Annotated in this window: 12 protein-coding genes and 1 tRNA gene; all 13 read right to left on the bottom strand. The window is 64.4% G+C overall.

Translation table 11 applies throughout. The features are described from left to right. Positions 1–1,317, bottom strand: a 1,317-nt coding sequence (gene fusA / locus JNK68_17155) for an elongation factor G (GenBank protein ID MBL8542071.1), incomplete at its 3' end; no start/stop codon positions are given. Between the two features lie 96 nt (positions 1,318–1,413). After that, positions 1,414–1,884, bottom strand: coding sequence for a 30S ribosomal protein S7 (rpsG, locus tag JNK68_17150; protein MBL8542070.1), 471 nt, complete (start codon positions 1,882–1,884; stop codon positions 1,414–1,416). 34 nt (positions 1,885–1,918) lie between these two features. After that, positions 1,919–2,296: a 30S ribosomal protein S12 gene (gene rpsL / locus JNK68_17145; GenBank protein MBL8542069.1), complete on the bottom strand. Its 378-nt coding sequence runs from the start codon at positions 2,294–2,296 to the stop codon at positions 1,919–1,921. 245 nt (positions 2,297–2,541) lie between these two features. Then, a complete protein-coding gene (rpoC, locus tag JNK68_17140; GenBank protein ID MBL8542068.1) occupies positions 2,542–6,795 on the bottom strand; it encodes a DNA-directed RNA polymerase subunit beta' in 4,254 nt (1,417 codons plus the stop codon). Between the two features lie 113 nt (positions 6,796–6,908). Further along, the gene (gene rpoB, locus JNK68_17135) at positions 6,909–10,979 is read right to left on the bottom strand and encodes a DNA-directed RNA polymerase subunit beta (protein ID MBL8542067.1); all 4,071 of its coding nucleotides are present in this window, start codon (positions 10,977–10,979) and stop codon (positions 6,909–6,911) included. A 215-nt stretch (positions 10,980–11,194) separates the two neighbouring features. Then, positions 11,195–11,575 (bottom strand): 50S ribosomal protein L7/L12, encoded by a 381-nt coding sequence (rplL, locus tag JNK68_17130; protein ID MBL8542066.1) that lies wholly within the window; start codon positions 11,573–11,575, stop codon positions 11,195–11,197. A 56-nt stretch (positions 11,576–11,631) separates the two neighbouring features. Beyond that, on the bottom strand, positions 11,632–12,156 hold the full coding sequence (rplJ, locus tag JNK68_17125; GenBank protein MBL8542065.1) for a 50S ribosomal protein L10: 525 nt from the start codon (positions 12,154–12,156) through the stop codon (positions 11,632–11,634). Positions 12,157–12,478: 322 nt separating this feature from the next. Continuing rightward, the gene (gene rplA / locus JNK68_17120) at positions 12,479–13,174 is read right to left on the bottom strand and encodes a 50S ribosomal protein L1 (GenBank protein MBL8542064.1); all 696 of its coding nucleotides are present in this window, start codon (positions 13,172–13,174) and stop codon (positions 12,479–12,481) included. Position 13,175: 1 nt separating this feature from the next. Further along, positions 13,176–13,607, bottom strand: a complete 432-nt coding sequence (rplK, locus tag JNK68_17115) for a 50S ribosomal protein L11 (protein MBL8542063.1) — start codon at positions 13,605–13,607, stop codon at positions 13,176–13,178. Between the two features lie 83 nt (positions 13,608–13,690). Continuing rightward, the gene (gene nusG / locus JNK68_17110) at positions 13,691–14,224 is read right to left on the bottom strand and encodes a transcription termination/antitermination protein NusG (GenBank protein ID MBL8542062.1); all 534 of its coding nucleotides are present in this window, start codon (positions 14,222–14,224) and stop codon (positions 13,691–13,693) included. Beyond that, positions 14,224–14,568 carry a preprotein translocase subunit SecE gene (gene secE / locus JNK68_17105; protein ID MBL8542061.1) on the bottom strand — a complete coding sequence of 115 codons (345 nt, stop codon included), beginning with the start codon at positions 14,566–14,568 and terminating at the stop codon, positions 14,224–14,226. The genes nusG and secE overlap by 1 nt, the downstream gene beginning before the upstream one ends. A 15-nt stretch (positions 14,569–14,583) precedes the next feature. Next, a tRNA-Trp gene (locus JNK68_17100) sits at positions 14,584–14,656 on the bottom strand. A gap of 93 nt (positions 14,657–14,749) precedes the next feature. Then, positions 14,750–14,890, bottom strand: a 141-nt coding sequence (locus JNK68_17095; protein ID MBL8542060.1) for an elongation factor Tu, incomplete at its 5' end; no start/stop codon positions are given.

Raw genomic sequence — 14,890 nt, 5'->3', positions numbered from 1 at the left:
TTCCTGCGCCAGCCGATTCAGCGCGACGCCCATCTTCTCCTGATCGGCCTTCGTCTTGGGCTCGACCGCGACGTGAATCACGGGCTCCGGGAAGATCATCTTCTCGAGCACAATGACGTGCTGCGGATCGCAGATGGTGTCCCCCGTCGTCGCTTCCTTGAGACCGACCGCCGCCGCGATGTCGCCGGCGCGCACTTCCTTGATCTCCTCGCGCGAATTGGCGTGCATCTGGAGAAGACGACCGATGCGTTCCTTGCGCCCCTTCACCGGGTTGTAGATGGTGTCGCCCGAGCTCACGACTCCGGAATACACGCGGAAGAAGATGAGCTGGCCGACGTAGGGGTCGGTCATGATCTTGAACGCAAGCCCGGAGAACGGGGCCTCGTCGGTGGCCTCGCGCGTGGCCTCTTCGCCGTTCTCGAGACGCCCCTTCACCGGCGGGATGTCGACCGGCGAGGGCATATAGTCGATGACGGCGTCGAGCATCGCCTGCACGCCCTTGTTCTTGAAGGCGGAGCCGCACAGCATCGGCACAATCTCGTTGGCGATCGTGCGCAGGCGCAAGCCTTCCTTCACGTCCTCGACCGAGAGATCGCCCTCGTCGAGGTACTTGTGCATGAGTTCCTCGTTCGCTTCGGCGGCGGTCTCCAGCATCTTTTCGCGCCACTCCGCGGCCTCGTCGGCAAGGTGCGCGGGAATGTCGCGCAGCTCGAACTTCGTCCCCTGGGAGCTATCGTCCCAGTAGATCGCCTTCATCCGCACCAGATCCACCACGCCCTCGAACTTGTCCTCGGCGCCGATGGGCAACTGGATGGGGACGGGATGGGCCTTGAGGCGTGTTTGCACCTGCTCGTACACGCGCAGGAAATTCGCGCCGGCGCGGTCCATCTTGTTGACGAAGCAAAGCCGCGGAACGCCGTACTTGTTCGCCTGCCGCCACACCGTCTCGGTTTGCGGCTGCACGCCGCCCACCGCACACAGCACCGTGCACGCACCGTCGAGCACACGCAGACTGCGCTCGACCTCGATGGTGAAGTCGACGTGCCCCGGCGTGTCGATGATGTTGACGCGATGCTCGGGCAGGGACCCATCCATCCCTTTCCAGAAGCAGGTGGTCGCGGCCGAAGTGATGGTGATGCCGCGCTCCTGCTCCTGCTCCATCCAGTCCATGATGGCAGTGCCGTCGTGCACCTCGCCGAGCTTGTGCGATACCCCGGTGTAGAAAAGGATGCGCTCGGTGGTCGTGGTTTTCCCGGCATCGATGTGGGCCATGATGCCGATGTTCCGGTACTGCTGAATGGGTGTCTTGCGTGCCACGGACTGTCAACTCTTTCGCTGATCGCAGCGGCGCTTCTGGCGCCGCCTTCGGATGGCTGTGACGGTCCGGGTTACAGGCCGCACGAGCCACTGCAGTTAAAAGCGATAGTGCGAGAAGGCCTTGTTGGCCTCCGCCATCTTGTGCACTTCCTCTCGTTTCTTCATCGCACCGCCACGGCCCTCGGCCGCTTCGGCGAGTTCACCCGCCAGGCGCTGCCCCATCGATTTTTCGCTGCGCTTGCGCGCCGCCTCGCGCAGCCAGCGCATGGCAAGGGCCGTGCGGCGCACCTGACGCACCTCCACCGGCACCTGGTAGTTCGCACCGCCGACGCGCCGGCTCTTCACCTCGACCACCGGCCGCACGTTCTGCAGAGCCTGGGTAAACACCTCGAGCGGATTCTTGCCGCTGCGCTTCTGGATCTGGTCGAGCGCGCCGTACATGATGCGCTCGGCCACCGACTTCTTGCCGCGGGTCATCAGCACGTTGATGAACTTGGCCACTTCCTGGCTCGAGAACTTGGGATCCGGAAGGATCTCCCGCTTGGGCACTTCTCTGCGTCGAGGCATGGTGAAAACTTATCCCGTGTCGTTGATGCCGCGCTCAGCCCGCCTTCGGGCGCTTGGCGCCGTACTTGGAGCGGCTCTGCTTGCGATCCTTCACGCCGGCGGTGTCGAGGCTGCCGCGCACCGTGTGGTAACGCACGCCGGGCAGGTCCTTGACGCGCCCGCCGCGGATGAGCACCACCGAGTGCTCCTGCAGATTGTGGCCCTCGCCCCCGATATAGCTGATCACTTCGAACCCGTTCGTGAGCCGCACCTTCGCGACCTTGCGCAGCGCCGAGTTCGGCTTCTTCGGCGTGGTCGTGTAGACGCGGATGCATACACCGCGCTTCTGCGGTGAATTCTGCAGCGCCGGCACCTTGCTCTTGGTGACCTGACGCGTGCGCGACTTGCGCACGAGCTGGTTGACGGTTGGCATCGCTTACCCTGTCGTCGATGGGCGAAGCGCCTGGGCACTCACCCGGCCGTCCAACCCCGGACATCTCCGCACGCGGGCTTCGCGATGGAGAAAGTGCCGGGGAGCACGACATTTGTCCCGCGCAAAAAGCCGGGACGGCGTCTCCGCCGTCCCCGAGGCTTCCGCGTCTTGCGCCCGAACCCGGCTTGCGGCGTGGCTTGGGCGATGAAAAAGACTGCGGAGTTTAAGTAGTTAGTATATGCGTGTCAAGCAACCTGCTCCTCGCCAGGCGCCTGCGCTCCGCCCGACCCACCCTCGGTGTCCTCCGCCAGTTCGGCGATGCCCATGTCGACACCCAATTGCTGATTCTTGCGGGTGTTGTGATAGGCGAGACCGGTTCCGGCAGGAATCAGGCGGCCGACGATGACGTTCTCCTTGAGTCCGCGCAGATCGTCCTTCTTGCCCATTATCGCAGCCTCGGTGAGGACGCGCGTGGTCTCCTGGAACGATGCCGCGGAGATGAACGAGTCGGTCGAGAGTGAGGCCTTCGTGATGCCGAGCAGCATGAACTCGTAGCTCGCCGGCGTCTTGCCTTCGGCCTCCATCTTCTCGTTCTCCTCCAGCACCTCGGCACGCTCCACCTGCTCGCCCGGTATGAAGCGGCTGTCGCCGGCGTCCGCAATCGTCACCCGGCGCAGCATCTGGCGCACGATCACCTCGATGTGCTTGTCGTTGATCTTCACGCCCTGCAGACGGTAGACGTCCTGCACCTCGTCGATGATGTAGCGCGCAAGCTCCTCCACGCCCTGCAGGCCGAGAATGTCGTGCGGGTCCTTCGGGCCGTCGACGATCATCTCGCCCTTGTTGACCACCTGTCCGTCGTGCGCCATCACGTGCTTGTCCTTCGGGATCAGGTACTCGTGCGGCACGCCGTCGAGGTCGGTGATGATGAGGCGCTGCTTGCCCTTGGTGTCCTTGCCGAACGAGACGGTCCCGGTGATCTGCGCGAGCAGGCCGGCATCCTTCGGCGAGCGCGCCTCGAAGAGTTCCGCCACCCGCGGCAGACCGCCGGTGATGTCGCGCGTCTTCGAGGTCTCCTGCGGCACGCGCGCGAGAACGTCGCCGATGTTGATCGGCTGCCCGTCCTTGACGTTGATGATGGAGTGGATCTGGAAGGTGTAGGTCACCGGCGAGTCGCTGCCGGCGAGCTTCACCTCGTGGCCGGTCTCGTCGATCAGCTTGACCTGCGGCCGCAGGCCCTTGGCGGTCGATACGCCGCGCCGCTTCGGGTCGATCACGACCAGCGTCGAGAGCCCGGTGACATCGTCGATCTGCTTGGCGACGGTGACGCCTTCTTCCACGTTTTCCAGCTTGATGGTGCCGGCATACTCGGTGATGATCGGCCGGGTGTGCGGGTCCCAGCTCGCGAGCATCTGCCCGGCCTTGACCGGAGCGCCGTCCTTGACAAGCAGCGTGGCGCCGTACGGCACCTTGTGCCGCTCGCGTTCGCGCCCGTTCTCGTCGTGGATGGCCACCTCGCCGCTGCGCGAGATGACCACCTGCTCGCCGCGCGCGTTGGTCACGTAGCGCATGGTCGCCGTGAACCCGATCACGCCGTTCGACTTGCTGTCCACCTGGCTCGCCACCGCGGTACGCGAAGCCGCACCGCCAATGTGGAAGGTGCGCATGGTGAGCTGCGTGCCCGGCTCGCCGATCGACTGCGCCGCGATGACGCCCACCGCCTCGCCCACGTTCACGAGCGAGCCGCGACCGAGATCGCGGCCGTAGCACTTGGCACACAGGCCGTAGCGCGTATCGCACGACAGCGGCGTGCGCACGCGGACCTCGTCGATGCCGAGCGTCTCGATGCGGTCCACCGAGACTTCGTCGAGCAGGGTGCCAGCATCGAGCAGGGTCTCGCCCGACTCGGGATTGACCACGTCGTTGGCCGAGACGCGCCCGAGGATGCGGTCGCGCAAGGGCTCCACCACCTCGCCACCTTCGACCAGCGCCCGCATCGTCACGCCGTAGGTAGTGCCACAGTCCTCCTCGGTGACGACGAGGTCCTGCGTCACATCCACCAGACGCCGCGTGAGATAGCCGGAGTTCGCAGTCTTCAGCGCCGTGTCGGCGAGACCCTTGCGCGCACCGTGAGTCGAGATGAAGTACTGCAGGACGTTGAGCCCCTCGCGGAAGTTGGCGGTGATCGGCGTCTCGATGATGGAGCCGTCCGGCTTCGCCATCAGGCCACGCATGCCGGCGAGCTGCCGGATCTGGGCTGCCGAGCCGCGCGCACCCGAGTCCGCCATCATGTAGATGGAATTGAACGACTCCTGCGAAGTGGCTCTGCCCTTGTCGTCGATGAGCGGCGCCCAGCCGCCGGTCTTCACGTCCCAGACTTTCACCGGTTCCGTGCCGAGCTGCTCCATCATGGCCTTCGCCACCATGTCGCCGGCGCGACCCCAGATGTCCACCACCTTGTTGTAGCGTTCGCCCTGGGTGACGAGACCGGAGGTGTACTGCTGCTCGATCTCCTGCACCTCGTGCTCAGCCGCGGAGATGAGGTCGCCCTTCTGCATCGGCACCAGCATGTCGTCGACGGCGATCGAGATGCCGGCACGCGTCGCGTACGAGAACCCGGTGTACATGAGCTTGTCGGCGAAGATCACCGTCTCGCGCAGACCCACGCGATGGAAGCAGCCGTTGATGAGCCGCGAGATCTCCTTCTTTTTGAGCGGCTTGTTGATGACGTCGAACGGCAGTCCGGCCGGCAGGATCTCCGACAGCAGCGAACGGCCGACGGTGGTCTGATAGCGCGTCAGCTTCTCGCGCCGCTCGCCCTGGGCGTCGATCTCCTGCTCGCGGATGCGCACGGCGACCCGTGCCTGCAGATCGACCTGTTCGGACTCGTACGCGCGCGCCACTTCGGACGTGTTGATGAACGCCATGCCTTCGCCGCGCGCGCCGATCTTCTCCCGCGTCATGTAGTAGAGCCCGAGCACGATGTCCTGCGACGGCACGATGATCGGCTCGCCGTTGGCGGGCGAGAGGATGTTGTTGGAGGAGAGCATGAGCGTGCGCGCCTCCATCTGCGCCTCGAGCGAGAGCGGTACGTGCACCGCCATCTGGTCACCGTCGAAGTCGGCGTTGAAGGCCGCGCACACGAGCGGATGCAGCTGGATCGCCTTGCCTTCGATGAGCACCGGCTCGAACGCCTGGATGCCGAGGCGATGGAGCGTGGGCGCGCGGTTCAGCATGACCGGATGCTCGCGGATCACCTCTTCCAGGATGTCCCAGACTTCCGGCACTTCCGCCTCGACCAGCCGCTTCGCCGCCTTGATGGTGGTCGCCATGCCGAGCACTTCCAGCTTGTGGAAGATGAATGGCTTGAAGAGCTCCAGCGCCATCTTCTTCGGCAGGCCACACTGGTGCAGCTTGAGCTGCGGGCCGACCACGATCACCGAACGCCCCGAATAGTCCACGCGCTTGCCGAGCAGGTTCTGCCGGAAACGTCCGCCCTTGCCCTTGATCATGTCCGCGAGCGACTTGAGCGGCCGCTTGTTGGCGCCGGTCATGGCCTTGCCGCGACGGCCGTTGTCGAGGAGCGAGTCCACCGCCTCCTGCAGCATCCGCTTCTCGTTGCGGACGATGATCTCGGGCGCCTTCAGTTCGAGCAGCCGCTTCAGGCGGTTGTTGCGGTTGATGACGCGGCGGTAGAGATCGTTCAAGTCCGAGGTCGCGAAGCGGCCGCCATCGAGCGGCACCAGCGGGCGCAGTTCGGGCGGCAGCACCGGCAGCACTTCGAGAATCATCCAGTCCGGCTTGATACCGGATTTCTGGAAGGCCTCCAGCACCTTGAGGCGCTTGGCGATCTTCTTGATCTTGGTATCGGAGGAAGTGGCTTCCAGCTCCTTGCGCAGGCGATCGATCTCGCGCTTGAGATCGAGGTGACGCAGCAGTTCGCGAATGCCCTCGGCCCCCATCAGGGCGGAGAAGTCGTCGCCATATTCCTCGACCTTCGCGAGGTAATCGTCCTCGGTCAGCAACTGGCCGCGGTTGAGCGGCGTCATGCCGGCGTCGACGACGACGTAGGCCTCGAAATACAGCACGCGCTCGATGTCGCGCAGCGTCATGTCGAGCACCATCCCGAGCCGGGAGGGCAGCGACTTCAGGAACCAGATGTGGGCCACCGGGCTCGCCAGCTCGATGTGGCCCATGCGCTCGCGGCGCACCTTGGAGAGCGTCACCTCGACGCCGCACTTCTCGCAGATCACGCCGCGGTGCTTGAGCCGCTTGTACTTGCCGCACAGGCACTCGTAGTCCTTCACCGGGCCGAAGATCTTTGCGCAGAACAGGCCGTCGCGCTCAGGCTTGAAGGTCCGGTAGTTGATGGTCTCCGGCTTCCTCACCTCGCCGTAGGACCACGACCGGATCTTTTCCGGAGAGGCGAGCCCGATCTTGATGGCATCGAACTCCTCTTCCTGGGTGACCTGTTTGAACAAATCGAGCAGTGCTTTCATTACGAAACCTCCGGATTCGGTGAACGAGTGAAGAAGCGAAGGGGTGAAAGGCGCTGCGCGCCCGAGCCCCGTCCCACCTTCACCTTTTTCACACCTTCACACCTTCACGCCTTTCAGTACCTTTCCAGATCGATGTCGATCGCGAGCGAGCGGATTTCCTTGACCAGCACATTGAAGGATTCCGGCATGCCGGCGTCGATCTTGTGCTCGCCCTTGACGATGTTCTCGTACACCTTGGTGCGGCCGGTGACATCGTCCGACTTGACGGTGAGCATCTCCTGCAGCGTATAGGAAGCACCGTAGGCCTCGAGCGCCCACACCTCCATCTCGCCGAAGCGCTGACCGCCGAACTGCGCCTTGCCCCCCAGCGGCTGCTGGGTGACCAGGCTGTACGGTCCGGTCGAGCGCGCGTGCATCTTGTCGTCGACCAGGTGGTGCAGCTTCAGCATGTGCATGTAGCCCACGGTGACCGGCCGGTCGAACGTGTCGCCGGTGCGACCGTCATAGAGGTGGATCTGGCCCGAGCGCGGCAATCCGGCGACCTCGAGCATGGTCTTGATCTCGTCTTCGGTGGCGCCATCGAACACCGGGGTGGCAAACGGAACGCCCTTCTCCAGGTGCTGGCAGAGGTCCAGCACTTCCGCATCGTTTAGGGTGTCAATGTCCTCCGGCTTGCCGCTCGAGTTGTAGATCTGCACGAGCGTGTTGCGCAGTTCACCGATCTGCGCCTGCGCCTTCAGCAGCTGGCCGATCTTCTGGCCCAGTCCCTTGGCGGCCCAGCCCAGGTGCGTCTCCAGGATCTGCCCCACGTTCATGCGCGAGGGCACGCCCAGCGGATTCAGCACCACGTCCATCGGCACCCCGTCCGCCGTGTACGGCATGTCCTCGATCGGGACGATCTTGGAAATGACGCCCTTGTTGCCGTGGCGGCCGGCCATTTTGTCGCCGGGCTGCAGGCGGCGCTTCACCGCAAGGTAGACCTTCACCATCTTCTGCACGCCGGGCGGCAGTTCGTCGCCCTGCGTGAGCTTCTTCTTCTTCGCCTCGAACGCGATGTCGAACTCGACCCGCTTCTGGGAGAGGCTCTCCATCAGCTGCTCGAGCTGGCGCGCCGCCTCCTCGCTCGCAAGGCGGATGTCGAACCAGCTGTGACGTTCGACTTCCGCGAGGTACGCCTTGGTGATCGCCGTGCCCTTGGCGAGCTTCTTCGGACCGCCGTTGGCGACCTTGTCCAGGAGCAGGCGCTCGATGCGCAGGAAGGTGTCGTCCTCGACGATGCGGAACTGGTCGGCGAGGTCCTTCTTGTAGCGCTTCAGCTCGTCGTCGATGATCTGCTGCGCGCGCTTGTCGCGCTCGATCCCCTCGCGCGTGAACACCTGCACGTCGATCACCGTGCCCGACATGCCGGAGGGCACACGCAGCGACGTGTCCTTCACGTCCGAGGCCTTTTCCCCGAAGATCGCCCGCAGCAGCTTTTCCTCGGGGGTGAGCTGCGTCTCGCCCTTCGGCGTGACCTTGCCGACAAGCACGTCGCCGGCTTCCACCTCGGCGCCGATGTAGACGATGCCCGACTCGTCCAGGCGGGAGAGCTGGGCTTCCGACAAGTTGGAGATGTCGCGCGTGATCTCTTCCGGGCCGAGCTTGGTGTCGCGTGCCACGACCGACAGCTCCTCGATGTGGATCGAAGTGAAGCGGTCGTCGGCGACCACGCGCTCGGAGATCAGGATCGAGTCCTCGAAGTTGTAGCCGTTCCACGGCATGAAGGCGACCAGCAGGTTCTGGCCAAGGGCAAGCTCGCCCATGTCGGTGGAGGCACCGTCGGCGATGACATCGGCGCGGGCGATCACGTCACCCACCTCCACCAGCGGCCGCTGGTTGATGTCGGTGTTCTGGTTGGAGCGCGTGTACTTGACGAGGTTGTAGATGTCCACACCGACTTCGCCCGCCACCGTCTCCTCGTCGTGCACGCGCACGACGATGCGGCCGGCATCGACGTAGTCGACGACGCCGCCGCGGCGGGCCTGCACTGCAGTGCCGGAGTCGACCGCCACCGTGCGCTCGATGCCGGTGCCCACAAGCGGCTTCTCCGGCCGCAGGCAGGGCACTGCCTGACGCTGCATGTTCGAGCCCATGAGGGCGCGGTTCGCGTCGTCGTGCTCGAGGAACGGAATGAGCGAGGCGGCGACGGACACGATCTGCGACGGCGCCACGTCCATGTACTGCACGCGGTCGGGGGACGACAGCATGAACTCGTTGTGGTGACGGCAGGAAACCATCTCGTCGACGAACCCACCCGTGTCGCTGAGCGCGGCGTTCGCCTGGGCGATCACGTACTTGCCCTCTTCGATCGCGGACAGGAACTCGATCTCGTCGGTGACCCGCCCATCCTGCACCTTCCGGTACGGCGTCTCGAGGAAGCCGTATTCATTGGTCCGTGCGTAGAGCGCGAGCGAGTTGATGAGACCGATGTTGGGACCTTCCGGCGTCTCGATCGGGCACACGCGGCCGTAGTGAGTGGGGTGGACGTCACGCACCTCGAAGCCCGCGCGCTCGCGCGTGAGTCCACCGGGGCCCAGCGCCGAGACGCGACGCTTGTGCGTGATCTCGGAGAGCGGGTTGGTCTGGTCCATGAACTGCGACAGCTGCGACGACCCGAAGAATTCCTTGATCGCCGCCGACACCGGCTTGGCGTTGATCAGGTCGTGCGGCATGAGGTTCTCGGACTCGGCCTGAGACAGGCGTTCGCGCACCGCGCGCTCGACGCGCACCAGACCGGCGCGAAACTGGTTTTCCGCCAGTTCGCCGACCGAACGCACACGGCGGTTGCCGAGGTGGTCGATGTCGTCGATCTCGCCGCGCCCGTTGCGCAGGTCGACGAGGATCTTGATCACCGCGACGATGTCCTCGCGCGACAGTGTTGCGGCACCCGTCAACTCCTCGCGGCCGACGCGGCGATTGAACTTCATCCGGCCGACCGCAGACAGGTCGTAGCGCTCCTCGGCGAAGAAGAGTCCCTGGAAGAGCTGCTTCACCGCCTCTTCCGTCGGTGGCTCGCCCGGCCGCATCATGCGGTAGATCGCCACCTGCGCCGCCATGGCGTCGGCGGTCTCGTCGATGCGCAGCGTCTGCGAAATGAAGGGCCCCTGATCGAGATCGTTGGTGTACAGGGTCTGCACTTCGGGAATGCCCGACTCCCGCAGCTTCTTCAGGAGATCGTCGGTGATCTCGTCGTTGGCGCGGGCGATGACTTCACCGGTCTCCTTGTCGACGATGTGCTTCGCCAGCACGCGGCCGAGCACGAAATCCGACGACACGACGACGCGCTTGAGGCCGGCCTTCTCCATCTCGCGGATGTGCTTGACCGTGATGCGCTTGTCCTTGGGCACGAGCACCTGACCGTCGGCGACGATGTCGAAGCGCGCAATGTCGCCGCGCATGCGCTCGGGCACGAGTTCGAACTCCATCTCGCCGCGCACGAAATGGAAGGTGTCGAACATGAAGAACTCCTTGAGGATTTCCTCCGGCGTGTAGCCGATCGCCTTGAGCAGCGTGGTCACCGGCATCTTGCGGCGGCGGTCGACGCGGAAATAGAGGTAGTCCTTGGGATCGAACTCGAAGTCGAGCCAGGAGCCGCGGTACGGAATGACCCGCGCCGAGAAAAGCAGCTTGCCCGAGCTGTGCGTCTTGCCGCGGTCGTGCTCGAAGAACACGCCGGGCGAGCGATGCAGCTGCGAGACGATGACGCGCTCGGTGCCGTTGATGATGAACGAGCCGGTGCTCGTCATGAGCGGAATCTCGCCCATGTAGACTTCCTGCTCCTTCACCTCCTTCACCGTGGGCTTCGACGCCTCGCGGTCCATGATCGTGAGCCGCACGCGCGCGCGCAGCGGCGATGCGAACGTCAACCCCCGCTGCTGGCACTCCTTCACGTCGAAGGGCGGCGTGCCGAGCATGTAGCTCACGAAGTCGAGCCGCGCGTTCCCGGAGTGGCTCGAAATCGGAAAGATCGACGTGAACGCGGCTTGCAGTCCCGCGTTCCTGCGCGCGTCCGGCAAGGCTTCGGCCTGCAGGAAGGCGCTGTAGGAGTCGATCTGGGTCGCGAGCAGGTACGGCACCGGCAGAACGCTGGCACGTTTGGCGAAGCTCTTGCGGATGCGCTTTCTCTCGGTGAACGAGTACGTCATGGGGTTACTCCACGCACGGGCACAAAGGGCAAATCCCCGGAGGCAGGTATCGCGTTCTCACCGTTGAGAGGGCGGCACGCGCCAAAGATTCCGCCGCGCCGCGGGAACGACACGGCGGGCTTCATTACCGACATCCGGGCTCTGGAGAACAAGGTCTCCCTACAAGCAGAAAAGGGCTGGCGGTCGCCCGCCAGCCCGCAACGAGGCCACGCGGCTTACTTGATTTCGCAAGTGGCGCCGGCTTCCGTAAGTTGTTTCGCGACGGCATCGGCGTCGGCCTTCGAGACGCCTTCCTTCACGGGCTTGGGTGCACCGTCCACGAGGTCCTTGGCCTCCTTCAGACCGAGACCGGTGATCGCGCGCACCACCTTGATGGTGTTCACCTTGTTCTCGCCGGCACCGGTGAGAACGACCGTGAACTCGGTCTTCTCCTCGGCCGCGGGCGCCGCGGCACCCGCCGCAGGGGCGGCGACGGCAACCGCAGCCGCAGCCGCAGACACACCGAACTTCTCTTCCATCTCCTTGATCAGCGCAGACAGCTCCAGCACCGTCATGTTGGCGATGGCATCCAGAATCTCAGCTTTGGCAACAGCCATTTTCTCTACTCCTGATTCGAAAGTCGTAACGTAGTCGGTTAGGAAATGGGGGATGCTTACGCTTCGCCCTTGGCATCGCGCACGGCAGCGAGTGTGCGCACGAAGCGCGTCGGCACTTCGTTCAGCGTCCGCACGAACTGGGCGATGGGCGCCTGCATGGTGCCGAGCAGCTTGGCGAGCAGTTCCTCGCGGCTCGGCAGCGTGGCGAGGCTCGCCACCTCTTTCGGCGACATGACGTAGTTCGCCATGGCGCCGCCCTTGATCGCGAGCTTCTCGTTGCCCTTCGCAAATTCGTGCAGGACCTTCGCCAGCGCCACCGGATCGCTCGACATGCCATACGCGAGCGGGCCGACCATCTGGTCGGCCAGACCGGCAAACGGCGTGTCGGCGACCGCGCGCCGTGCAAGCGTGTTCTTGACGACGCGGAAGTAAACCCCGGCGCCACGTGCCCGCTTGCGCAACTCGGTCATCTGACCCACTTCCAGACCGCGGTTCTCGGCAAGCACGATCGCCTGGGCACGCGCCACTTCTGCGCTCACCTCGGCGACCACTGCCTTCTTGTCTTCAAGATTGAGACCCAAGGTCAACCCTCCAGTTAACGGAAGCCGCCTGCGACCGCACCCGCAGATGCGTTCGCCGGAGCGCCCGGTGCAACCACAGCGACCTCGAAGTCAGGAGTCATACGCATACCTGTACCGGGACGCCGTCTGCGCTGGGTACCGTTTCCGAACGTTCGGCAAATCATGCGCTGCCTCTCGCCCAGGACAGTGATTAAGTCCGGCGCCAACCGCTCGCCGCACCCCAACGGTCTTTGACAACCCCGACCCCGTACGAGCGGTCGGGCCCAAAGTTCAACGATGTTCAAACTCGCCACGCACTTCGCGCGCGCAGCCCCTTCATTCCTCACGCTGCGAGCGTCGCCTGATCCACCCGCACGCCGGCGCCCATCGTGCTTGCGACGGAGATCTTCCGCACGTAAACGCCCTTCGAACTCGCCGGTTTTGCCTTGTTCAGGGCATCGACCAGCGCCACCAGATTCTCACGCAGGGATTCGACCGGAAACGAGGCGCGGCCGATGCTGCAATGGATGATCCCGCCCTTGTCGGTCCGGTACTGGACCTGACCGGCCTTGGCATTCTTCACCGCCTGCGCCACGTCCTGCGTCACGGTGCCGACCTTTGGGTTGGGCATGAGGCCCCGCGGACCCAGGATCTGCCCGAGCGCGCCGACGACCCGCATCGCATCCGGGGAGGCGATGACGACGTCGAATTCCATGAAACCGCCCTTCACCTTGTCGGCGAGATCCTCGAAACCGACAACGTCAGCCCCCGCAGCGAGCGCATCCTTGGCCTTGTCGCCCTGCGCGAACACGGCCACCCGCTTGCTCTTGCCGGTGCCCTTCGGCAGCACCACGGAACCACGCACCTGCTGATCGGATTTCTTCGCGTCCACGCCCAGATTCACGGCGACATCGATCGACTCATCGAACTTGGCGGTCGCGTTGCGCTTGACGAGATCGAGGGCCTCGGCCAGCGGGTAGGACTTCGCGCGGTCGACCGTGCCGCGCAGCAGCTTGTAACGCTTGGAATCGTGCGCCATGTCAGACGCCCTCCACTTCGACGCCCATGCTGCGGGCGCTGCCGGCGATGGTGCGCACGGCGGCATCGAGATCGGCGGCGGTCAGGTCAGGCGTCTTGGTGCGCGCGATTTCCTCGACCTGCGCGCGCGTGAGCTTGCCGACCTTGTCCAGGTGCGGCTTCGGGCTGCCCTTGTCGATCTTCGCTGCCTTCTTGATGAGCACCGACGCGGGCGGTGTCTTCATCACGAAGGTGAAGCTCTTGTCCTGGTAGGCCGTGATCACCACCGGCACCGGGAGGCCGACTTCCATGCCCTGGGTCTGCGCATTGAAAGCCTTGCAGAACTCCATGATGTTGAGACCGCGCTGACCCAGCGCGGGACCGATCGGTGGGCTCGGGTTCGCCTTGCCCGCCGGCACCTGAAGCTTGATCAGGCCGACGATTTTCTTTGCCACGCTCTACGCTCCTATCGCGGGTGCCAGCGGATGCGCGCAGCATCCTCCCCGCCTCATCTGCAGCGTTGCCGCTGCCCGCTCGGTCAGGCCTTCTCCACCTGACCGAAATCCAGCTCGACCGGGGTCGAGCGTCCGAAGATGGTCACCGACACCCGGATCTTGCTCTTGTCGTAGTTCACGTCCTCGACCGACCCGTGGAAATCGGTGAACGGGCCTTCCTTGACACGCACCACTTCGCCCACCTCGAACAGCACCTTCGGCTTGGGCTTCTCGACCCCCTCCTGAATCTGGTTCAGGATGTTCTGCACCTCCTTCGAGGAGATCGGCGTCGGCTTCGTTGCGGTGCCGCCGACGAAGCCGGTCACCTTGGGCGTGTTCTTGACGAGATGCCAGCTGTCATCCGTCATCTCCATCTCGACCAGCACGTAGCCCGGAAAGAACTTGCGCTCGCTGATCGACTTCTGGCCGCCCTTCATCTCGACGACCTCTTCCACGGGGACCAGGATCTGGCCGAACTGCTCCTGCATCCCGGCACGCTGGATGCGATCGAGGAGGGCTCGCTGCACGCTCTTCTCGAAACCGGAATAGGCATGCACCACGTACCATCGCTTCGTCATCAGTCGCGCCCCATGATGAGTTGCACCAGCCACAGAAGCGTCGCATCCACCAGCCATAGAAACAGCGCCATCAGTACGATGAACAGGAACACGAGTCCCGTCGTCTGCAGGGTTTCCTTTCGCGTCGGCCAGACCACCTTCTTGGTCTCGGCGACCGACTCCTGTGCGAATGCGAAGAGCTGCTTGCCCGGCGCCGACGTCCAGGCCACTCCCGAGGCCGCGATCAGCCCTGCGAAGACCGATCCGGCACGCACGATGGTTGCGCTGTCCTTCAGGTAGTAGTAGCCGACGACCCCCGCCACCACCAGAAGTGCCGCGCATGCAAGCTTGATCTTGTCAACCATGAATGGTGTAAGGGGCAGGCCAAGAGGGTCTCGAACCCCCAACCTTCGGTTTTGGAGACCGACGCTCTACCAATTGAGCTATTGGCCTGTTGACCATGGGAAGGCGTTGGAACCCAGACGGCAAGGGGGCGGAACCCGCCCCCGTGCGCGCATCGATGCGAACCGCCCTCGCGTTTTATCGTTACTCTATGACCTTGGCGACGACGCCGGCGCCGACGGTTCTGCCGCCCTCGCGGATGGCAAAGCGCAGGCCCTCTTCCATCGCAATCGGTGCAATCAGGCTCACCGTGATCGACACGTTGTCCCCCGGCATCACCATCTC

This window comes from Betaproteobacteria bacterium (assembly GCA_016791345.1).
Classification (GTDB): domain Bacteria; phylum Pseudomonadota; class Gammaproteobacteria; order Burkholderiales; family JAEUMW01; genus JAEUMW01.
This window is presented reverse-complemented; position numbering and strand designations above follow the sequence as displayed.

What these genes read in the sequence shown, in the direction of transcription:
- rplA (MBL8542064.1), bottom strand. Translation starts at nt 13,174, where the DNA reads ATGGCGCACGATTCCAAGCGTTACAAGCTGCTGCGCGGCACGGTCGAC.
- rpsL (MBL8542069.1), bottom strand. Translation starts at nt 2,296, where the DNA reads ATGCCAACCGTCAACCAGCTCGTGCGCAAGTCGCGCACGCGTCAGGTC.
- rplL (MBL8542066.1), bottom strand. Translation starts at nt 11,575, where the DNA reads ATGGCTGTTGCCAAAGCTGAGATTCTGGATGCCATCGCCAACATGACG.
- secE (MBL8542061.1), bottom strand. Translation starts at nt 14,568, where the DNA reads ATGGTTGACAAGATCAAGCTTGCATGCGCGGCACTTCTGGTGGTGGCG.
- rpoB (MBL8542067.1), bottom strand. Translation starts at nt 10,979, where the DNA reads ATGACGTACTCGTTCACCGAGAGAAAGCGCATCCGCAAGAGCTTCGCC.
- rpsG (MBL8542070.1), bottom strand. Translation starts at nt 1,884, where the DNA reads ATGCCTCGACGCAGAGAAGTGCCCAAGCGGGAGATCCTTCCGGATCCC.
- rpoC (MBL8542068.1), bottom strand. Translation starts at nt 6,795, where the DNA reads ATGAAAGCACTGCTCGATTTGTTCAAACAGGTCACCCAGGAAGAGGAG.
- nusG (MBL8542062.1), bottom strand. Translation starts at nt 14,224, where the DNA reads ATGACGAAGCGATGGTACGTGGTGCATGCCTATTCCGGTTTCGAGAAG.